Annotated in this window: 10 protein-coding genes; 2 read left to right on the top strand and 8 right to left on the bottom strand. The window is 34.9% G+C overall.

The features are described 5' to 3' along the window. Nucleotides 1–371 precede the first annotated feature (371 nt). A complete protein-coding gene (locus ESZ54_RS12435; RefSeq protein WP_136137971.1) occupies nt 372–3,080 on the bottom strand; it encodes a hypothetical protein in 2,709 nt (902 codons plus the stop codon). 426 nt (nt 3,081–3,506) lie between these two features. Between ESZ54_RS12435 and ESZ54_RS12430 the strand changes: the two genes are divergently transcribed. Continuing rightward, the gene (locus ESZ54_RS12430; protein WP_136137973.1) at nt 3,507–3,710 is read left to right on the top strand and encodes a YwbE family protein; all 204 of its coding nucleotides are present in this window, start codon (nt 3,507–3,509) and stop codon (nt 3,708–3,710) included. A 22-nt stretch (nt 3,711–3,732) separates the two neighbouring features. Here ESZ54_RS12430 and ESZ54_RS12425 read toward each other — a convergent pair whose 3' ends face one another. From ESZ54_RS12425 to ESZ54_RS12415, 3 genes are read right to left on the bottom strand one after another with little or no spacing between them, the layout of a single operon-like run. Further along, nucleotides 3,733–4,110 carry a hypothetical protein gene (locus ESZ54_RS12425; protein WP_136137970.1) on the bottom strand — a complete coding sequence of 126 codons (378 nt, stop codon included), beginning with the start codon at nt 4,108–4,110 and terminating at the stop codon, nt 3,733–3,735. Beyond that, complete coding sequence (locus ESZ54_RS12420) at nt 4,111–4,572, bottom strand: GNAT family N-acetyltransferase (protein WP_204249563.1); 462 nt, start codon at nt 4,570–4,572, stop codon at nt 4,111–4,113. After that, nucleotides 4,565–4,876 carry a heavy metal-binding domain-containing protein gene (locus ESZ54_RS12415; protein ID WP_136137969.1) on the bottom strand — a complete coding sequence of 104 codons (312 nt, stop codon included), beginning with the start codon at nt 4,874–4,876 and terminating at the stop codon, nt 4,565–4,567. Before ESZ54_RS12415 ends, ESZ54_RS12420 begins: the two co-directional genes overlap by 8 nt. 189 nt (nt 4,877–5,065) lie before the next feature. On the opposite strand from ESZ54_RS12415, the gene xerS reads away from it, so the two are divergent. Then, the gene (gene xerS / locus ESZ54_RS12410; RefSeq protein ID WP_136137968.1) at nt 5,066–6,169 is read left to right on the top strand and encodes a tyrosine recombinase XerS; all 1,104 of its coding nucleotides are present in this window, start codon (nt 5,066–5,068) and stop codon (nt 6,167–6,169) included. Between the two features lie 9 nt (nt 6,170–6,178). Here the strand turns inward: xerS and ESZ54_RS12405 are convergent, their stop codons facing one another. The 4 genes from ESZ54_RS12405 to ESZ54_RS12390 are packed head-to-tail and all read right to left on the bottom strand — an operon-like array spanning nt 6,179 to nt 8,012. Continuing rightward, nucleotides 6,179–6,496 carry a hypothetical protein gene (locus ESZ54_RS12405; protein ID WP_136137967.1) on the bottom strand — a complete coding sequence of 106 codons (318 nt, stop codon included), beginning with the start codon at nt 6,494–6,496 and terminating at the stop codon, nt 6,179–6,181. Nucleotides 6,497–6,517: 21 nt separating this feature from the next. Next, nucleotides 6,518–7,273, bottom strand: a complete 756-nt coding sequence (locus ESZ54_RS12400) for an HAD-IIB family hydrolase (RefSeq protein WP_136137966.1) — start codon at nt 7,271–7,273, stop codon at nt 6,518–6,520. Nucleotides 7,274–7,290: 17 nt separating this feature from the next. Continuing rightward, on the bottom strand, nt 7,291–7,611 hold the full coding sequence (locus tag ESZ54_RS12395) for a hypothetical protein (RefSeq protein ID WP_136137965.1): 321 nt from the start codon (nt 7,609–7,611) through the stop codon (nt 7,291–7,293). 14 nt (nt 7,612–7,625) lie between these two features. Beyond that, nucleotides 7,626–8,012 carry a VOC family protein gene (locus tag ESZ54_RS12390; RefSeq protein ID WP_239433817.1) on the bottom strand — a complete coding sequence of 129 codons (387 nt, stop codon included), beginning with the start codon at nt 8,010–8,012 and terminating at the stop codon, nt 7,626–7,628. Nucleotides 8,013–8,018: the final 6 nt, after the last annotated feature.

Here is an 8,018-nt window from a genome sequence, read left to right as displayed (position 1 = left end):
TAATTATAACAGATGGGGAGGTTCTTATTTTTATTGCTTTTAGAACGTTAATGTATCAAGGCATTACGATTATGAAATTTGCTCAGTTGGGCAATCTACTTAATCATGACCGTCATTATATTAGTTGCAATGAAAAGAACCGAAACAGTGAATGAACGAAAAATGAAAAGAATGATCAAAGCTGATGAGATGAAACGGTTATATACACTCCTTCAGGACGAGTAATCGCAATTAATTTTGTATGGCGAAAACATTTTGCTGTTTATTCCATTTTCTTCAAATTGAGTAAGAACTTTAATCTTGAAAAACGATTAATATAGGAAAAAACATCCTCTAAAATTGATGCTATCAACTTTAGAGGATGTTTTATATTAAGGTGTTGGTATATCATTTAAAGACCATTCGATCGTTCCTTCATGTTTCCCGACTAAATTACCAGTAGTGATTTTTAGTTCTAACATTTCGCCGAGATCTAAATCATGATAACGTGAAGTTGGACCGTTATTATGATAAACACGTTGTGAAGTAGCTGTCAAAGGTTGATCAGTATTTTTATCGTCTTTAAAGACAAGTGCACCTTGGAATTTTTTATCTGTTTTCGTATTATAAATTCCCTTTGAATCAAGGTTTGCTCTGATTTCCCAATTTGCACTTTCGGAAGTATTAAATACCTCTAATTTTGGAGCTTGGGGTGTATTAATATCCTTAACTTTAACTTTTTGGTCAGTCTTTGCAATCATCTGAGAACCAAATGACAAGGTATTGATATTTCCAAAAGTTAACGTTCCTTGATAGCGATATTCAATGGTAAAGGCTACGTCAGGTACAGTAGTTGTTTCGACCGGTTGCCCCTTAACTAAAATACGATATTCTTTTGGTGTTTTGATGCGTTGGTACTCAGGAAAATCAAGAACGAGTGGATTATTATTATTATTGATCGCATCATTGATTGCTTTATCGATAGATGAACCAGGTTTTAGTTTTGACAAGGTATAGTCTGAAATTTCGGTTCCCGATGCAACGTTACTGAAAATAGGTTTGTTTCGCTTATCGTCAATTCGTTTGACAGTGCCATCGACTTCAACTATTTTATAAATAAGCGTAATCCCATCAGTAAACTTATCACTACCTTTGACTGTCAACTTATGATTTTTCTTGTCAAGAGAGACGTCTGTTGATTTCGGTTTAACATCTTCTAATGGGTTTTTACTTTCACCAATTGTTGCAGGAACAGAGATAGAAATAGACTCGTTGTCAAGCGCATATAAAGCATAAGGTGCATCTTTAAGGTCTGTATATTGGTTACCAGAGGTATCCTCATACTTCAGATCAATTTTACGACGATTTCCAACATTAAAATTCGTTTTACTTATATGGGACGCATTTGATTTTTCATTTTCTGGTTTACTTTCATCATACAAGTCATCTTTGACAACAACTTTGACTTCATTTTTGCCACCAATATTAGTAAAGAGTTCTTTTGGTAAAGTAAAATCAAAAGAACCTGACGTTGTTTCACTATTAGGTTTATTGATTGTGATTTTTTTTGCTGCAACGCCGTTAACATAAGGTTGAATGAATAATTTGGTCGCATCTGGACTTTGACTGTACCAAATGTGATTTTCAATCTTAAAATCTTCATCTTCATTTTTTTCTTGCGCACCGATATCAGCAATAGCAGGTGTATCGAAGAGTTTATCAATCGCAATGGAGAAGGCCATTTTAGCACTTTCGCCAGTTGAAGGAGTAAAAGCCTTCGATTTAAAACTTACAGATGTCGCTGCGTAATAGTTCATAAGGAATAAATCATTCGCATCATACCCAAGTCTTGTACCAAATTTTTGGCCAGCAGCTGTATTTTCGATACCTTTTCCACTAGAGTCTGGAGGGTTATACGCCGTCAAGACGGTATCTAATGGTTGATTTATAATTGTATTCTCATACCTTGGATAATAGCGATCTCCAGTTTCAGATAAATCAGTAAAAGGTATCTTCTTTTGTTGAATGCCAAAATTTTCTGGACCATTCGGAAGATCTGTTCTAAAGTTGACAATCGTTTTATCAATTCCGGCATTCTCATAAAAGAATCCATGATTATTTCCTAGTGATTTATAGTCGGGAATGGTCTGGTATATGGAACCAGAACGTTGGTCAGCAAAAAGTTGCGAATACACCAAGCGAATCTCTTTATCATAATCTTCTGTCAATGGGTAAATCTCAAAATTATTTGTGAAATAACTGTGTTTTGGCGTTGGCTCGATATCCATGGCTACCATTTTTTCCATATATTGATCCAATGCGACGAATACTAATTGTTCAGTTTTTACGTTCCATAACAGGTTTGCATACTTGGCGTTCCACTTAAATTGTTTTGGATAAGATGTTTTACCACCTTTTTCTGTTTCAGTATAAGTCAGACCTTGATAGAAACTTGTATAGTCGCCTGATACTCTTGGATAACGCATTGAAGCTTCATAATAAGTAGTTGTGTCATAATAGTTATCCCTGAGTAGTGTTGTTTCGAGTCCGAAAGTCAGATTTTGAGAATCATCAGGATATAAAGGAAAAACTGGTGCTCCTGAAACTAAGTCAGATGGCCGTTCAGTCTTCTCTCTCTCTCGAAGTGATTCGTAGTTAGTATCAGGATAAAATTCATATCTTTTAGACGTTTTATAGGCTTCTTTCGTTAATGGATACTCCATTGTATATCCTCTTGAGGAAGTTGCGCCAAATCGAAAATAATAATCAGCTTCGCCATAACGATCTCGTACGGGATCATCTTCATAGCGTTTGATTGAGTATACCTTAAATTTATCGACATAATCGTCAAGATAGCCATTAGTCGGTAACTCTATAGTGCCACCTTTACCATTACCGTTGTCATTTCTTTCAACAAACCCTTTTTGTTCAAAATGTTTGACGACGTCTTTATAATAATCATAAGGTTCTTGACCAGCCTTGATTTTTGGCATGCCATCAGTGAAATAGTTATCTGCAGCTTGAACGACTTGTGAATTTGAATGAATAAATAAAATCAATAAAATACACAACAAAATTTTAAATTTTTTTCTTTTTCTCATATTTCCCCCAACCCCCTACCTTTATTTTTTCTATGAGTATGAGATATAATTTTAAATGATAATGTACCTATATAATAATAACATATACTAGAAAAAGGTATCTTGTCAATTGATAGCTCCTGTACTCTTTTTATTTTTTCGTCAATAAAATAGCTGTTATACAGGCATGGCAAACAATCTTTTTGTTTTTTAATATAAAATATTAAAAACGAAAAGATTGTTTTTATTGACATGTTTACTATTATTTATCAAAAAAAAACGTTCTCTAATTTTTGATAAATGTTCAAGAAATGTTTAAAATGAATAAAATTTAGCTCAATTATGAAATTAGCTCAACTTTAAAAAAATTTTGTCAATTTCTACCTTGATACGCTCTAAACATGTTACAATAAGAAAACTTCACTGAATTGAAAGGAGCATACGCCTATTTTAGACGGTAAAAAACGAGCAGATATTATCCAAGGACAACTTGTCGATATTGTTTTAAAGAAAGACCAACGCTCTGGCAACCTAACTCGTGGCCACGTTGCACGAATTTTAACAAATAGTTCTCACCATCCTCATGGTATTAAAGTAATGTTAAAAGAAGAGAATCAAGTTGGACGGGTTCAAGTCATTCTTGATAAATAAAAGCAGACAGTCTTAGTCAAAACTAAATACTGTCTGCTTTTGCAGTTATCTTCAAAGCCTCTAATTTTTCAATCGCAAGAAGAATTTTTTTATTTGGTGGTAAAAAACGCCCCTCTTCATTTTTCTTAGTCGCCTCTAAATCAAGTTGACCAACATCACACATCTCGCTTAATTCCGCAGTTGAAATCGACAGTTCGTCTGCTAGTGCCCACATACGATCAATTTCTTTAATTCGCTTGTTAAGATAATAATTTTGCGATGGCAAGAACGTCAGCAGGAATATAACAAGTAACCAATAGTTTTTTGTTGTAAAATATGTAGCCACCGTTAAAAAAATTGCAATAATACTGTAAATAATCCATATTTTCTTTTGTGATTTTATATTGTTTGCAACATTCATTTAATCTTCCCCCTTCATCATCTCGTAATTTATAAATTTTTCACCTCGAAGTGAGACTGTTTGTTCACGCACAACATGAAAGCCTCTTGCTTCAAAAAAAGGACGTGCTGTAATTGAAGCATGGGTCGTAAGAGTTTGTTGAGCATGATTGGTTTCTAAAGTTTGCAACAGTAGAGACGCAATCCCTTGGCCTTGAAAATCAGCATCTACAAAGAGATGATCTAAATATCCCTCCTGGGTCATATCACCAAAACCCACAATTTTATCTTCTTTGTTCACAACGACCAATGCTTGATGCGTTGCGACATTTTCTGACCAACTAAGTTTATCAATATTTTGCCAAGCCTCAACTTGATCCTTTGAATAGTCACCTAGATTCACGACACAAATCGTCTTACGAATCATTGCTAGAGATTCGTCCAAATCATCTTCAGCATAAGACCTAATGAGAAATTCAGACATATTTTACTGCCGTTCCATATGCAACAACTGTTTGCATATCAGTTCCGATTGTTCCTGTATCAAAACGCATCATAACAATCGCATCAGCTCCCATTTCACTGGCGTTATCCTTCAAGCGTTCAATTGCGATTTGACGTGATTCTTCAAGCATCTCAGAGTACGCTTTGATTTCGCCACCCACTATTGTTTTGAAACTGGCACCGATATCTTTAAACATATTTTTTGATTGGGTTGTGACACCAAATACTTCACCAATGATTTCATAGTCTTTACCTGGTATCCGCTCTGTCGTTGTAATCAACATTCAAAAATCACTACTTTCCTTTTTTAATTCAGTTATATTATACAACACTTTCAACTTTTAATACATTCTGTTTTTATCGGTCTATTTTAGTAATAATGGCTATTAATATATCTTTATGCTTTTTTTGACAAAGTGGTCTATGTCCTCTATACTGAGTGGGAACATACATTCGTTTAGGAGGATCTGATAATGACAAGTAAAAATAGTTCCGACTATTTAGATGAAGAAACACAACATCTTCCTTGGTTCATACAAGAATATATTCAATCAAAGAGTATTGTCCCCTACTCTACCGTTACTTTATATGAATATGCAAAGGAGTATCGTCGTTTTCTTAATTGGCTGTATCAAGAAAATATCACAAAAAGTAAGCCGCGAGATGTCACTTTAAACGAGCTTGATCAATTGACGAAACAAGATATCGAATTCTATAAAAGCTTTTTAATGCGTTCCCCAAGAGAAGGAACGAGCCAAAATGGACGTAAACGTGCTTTTATCACAGTCCAACGTTCGATTACAGCACTACGTTCGTTGTTTAAATATTTAGCCGCTCAAATTGACAGGCAAACTAGCCAACCTTATCTTTCGCAAAATGTCATGCTGTCAATCGAGAGTGTTAAGACAGGTAAAACCATTCAAGAGCGTTCTCGTACGATTGAAAAACAATTGTTTCTAGATAATGAAGCAATCAATTTTTTAATCTACATTGATGAAGACTATCAAAATACTTTGAAAAGTCATCAGGCCTTAGCTGCTTTTGAGCGCAATAAGGTTCGTGATTTAGCCATTATCGCTCTTTTCTTAGGTACGGGTATCCGTCTCTCGGAATTAGTTAATCTACAAGTAGGTGAACTTGATATTGTCAATATGGAGGTAACCGTTTTAAGAAAAGGTGGCTTCAAGGATACGTCTCCGATTTCATCAGTTTTTATTGACTATCTAGAAAAATACTCAAGCTTACGTCAACAATTGTACCAACCTGAAGCAAATCAAAAAGCTCTCTTTTTAACTACTTATCGTGGAACAGCAAGGCAAATTGAACCTTCAACCGTTGAAAAGATGGTTGCCAAGTATTCGGAACCCTATAAAATTAGAATCACACCGCATAAATTGCGACATACTGTGGGTACGCAGCTTTATAAGAAAACCAAAAGCCTCCTTGCAGTATCACATCAACTTGGTCAAACCGGAACCAGTGCAACAGCCATATATACACATATCGTTGACCAAGAGCAACGTATGGCAATGAATAATCTTTGGACAGAATCTGAAGACGAAAAAAAAGACCGCTAAGGTCTTTTTTTATTCGTTAATAAATTTCTCAAGTTGTTTTAACTCTTTATCTGATAACTTATCAATTTGATCCTGAATAAATTGCCATCTGCCTTTCGTCCAATTAAATTTCTGATCCAGAGCTGTAGCAGTCAGTCCTTTTTCTTTTGCATGACGGGTTGCTCTGATAATCACAATCATCTGGTCTAATTCTTCATCTGATATACCCGCTGTTTCACCTTGATTAATACGAATAAAATCTTTCAACGTTTCTTTCGTTACCATTTGACCAAATCCATCTGATATTTGTTTGATTTGTCTCATAATCCAATCACGATCTTCATACATGACTTCATCTCCCTGTTTACTTTATATCAAGGTCTCAATCGCAGACACGACAGCCGCAACATTACTTTCTAAACAACGCGTTGGTGTTAAGTCAAGCTCACGAGCCGCCTCGGCAGTATTTACAAAAAATGATTTTTGAGCATGACTCAACATCTCGACATCATTACTATCATTACCAAAAGCATAATAATCTTCCGAACCAATTTTCAAAACTAAAGTTGAGTATTTATTTATTTTCTCTTTCGTGATATCAATATTTCTTTGTTCCAAGTGCGATTTCAAACTTAACTCAGAATCAATTTTTAACAAACGAGCCTCTACTCCTGCAAACACTTCTGCTGGAATATTAAATAAGATGACTTTAATTGGTTGATAAATTTCTTCAAGTGCAATCTTTCTTGCTAAATGATCAGGATCAAGTTGAGAGTAGATACTATGTGCAGGTGTCACATTACTCGCATAGTTAAATTTGTCGTCCACTATATAGGTTAAATCATAGTCTTCAATCACACTAACAATAGCATGATACTCTTCGTTTGAAAGCGGATCAATAACCTGAATCTCCTCATTATCAGAGATGATTGAGCCATTACCACCAATCAGATAATTAGCTGTAAAATCGGGTATAACCGGCCATAAATCACGAATAGGACGGGCTGAAGCAAAATACAACTGATGACCACCTGCTTCAATTGATTTTAGTGCTGCAATCATCTCGGGCGTTAGAAATTGTCCATTAAAACAAATTGTTCCATCAATATCAAATACAAAATTCATTCAAGCACCTTCTCCTTTTATTTTGCTTCATGTTTAATGTGCTGTTGCCATTTTACCTGAACTCTAAGTTCTAAAAGAATTATCAAGATTAGAAAAGCCATGGCAAATTTTGTTTCATTCACTTTAATTGGAATCATAAAATTAATCAAAAATAATACAAAGAAAAAACCACTTGAGTATAGAAGCTGTTTTCCTCTAAGTCGGTTACTAAAATTTAAATAAGCCTTTTTGTCTTGTCTAAAGAAATAGGTCACATCACTCCACAGTGAATTTGGTGTCACCATTTGAATACTCGCAAGCAGACAAAAAGCTGTGATTGTAATTAATAAAAATTGCATGCTAAAGCCACTCCTTATGGTTCAATTACTAACATCTCTTGTTCGTCAAACTGCCAGCTCTCAGCATAAGCAACTTCCCAATAATAGCCATCTAAATCTGTGAAGTAACCACTATATCCACCCCAGAATACCTCTTGAGCTGGTTTCACTATTTTAGCACCATGGACCTCAGCAAGAGCCAATAGTTGACCGACTTCAATTTTAGTTTTCGCATTCATTGCAAAAGTTATGCCACAAAACCCTTGGCTAGAAAGTGCTGGCGGCTCCATTTCATTAATATCACTCGCCAAAGCTTGAAGAGGATACAACTCTAATTTAGTCCCATTGTTATTAAAAAAGACGATATTTGGACTTTCAGCAGTCTCAAATGTTTTAAAGCCATAATCGGCTCTATAATTTATGGGACT

It is taken from the genome of Vagococcus silagei (assembly GCF_004795745.1).
Lineage (GTDB): Bacteria > Bacillota > Bacilli > Lactobacillales > Vagococcaceae > Vagococcus > Vagococcus silagei.
This window is presented reverse-complemented; position numbering and strand designations above follow the sequence as displayed.

Excerpts from the sequence above, each read along its gene's own strand:
- ESZ54_RS12395 (WP_136137965.1), bottom strand. The coding sequence starts at position 7,611 with ATGCAATTTTTATTAATTACAATCACAGCTTTTTGTCTGCTTGCGAGT.
- ESZ54_RS12420 (WP_204249563.1), bottom strand. The coding sequence starts at position 4,572 with ATGTCTGAATTTCTCATTAGGTCTTATGCTGAAGATGATTTGGACGAA.
- ESZ54_RS12400 (WP_136137966.1), bottom strand. The coding sequence starts at position 7,273 with ATGAATTTTGTATTTGATATTGATGGAACAATTTGTTTTAATGGACAA.
- xerS (WP_136137968.1), top strand. The coding sequence starts at position 5,066 with ATGACAAGTAAAAATAGTTCCGACTATTTAGATGAAGAAACACAACAT.
- ESZ54_RS12425 (WP_136137970.1), bottom strand. The coding sequence starts at position 4,110 with ATGAATGTTGCAAACAATATAAAATCACAAAAGAAAATATGGATTATT.
- ESZ54_RS12405 (WP_136137967.1), bottom strand. The coding sequence starts at position 6,496 with ATGTATGAAGATCGTGATTGGATTATGAGACAAATCAAACAAATATCA.
- ESZ54_RS12415 (WP_136137969.1), bottom strand. The coding sequence starts at position 4,876 with ATGTTGATTACAACGACAGAGCGGATACCAGGTAAAGACTATGAAATC.
- ESZ54_RS12435 (WP_136137971.1), bottom strand. The coding sequence starts at position 3,080 with ATGAGAAAAAGAAAAAAATTTAAAATTTTGTTGTGTATTTTATTGATT.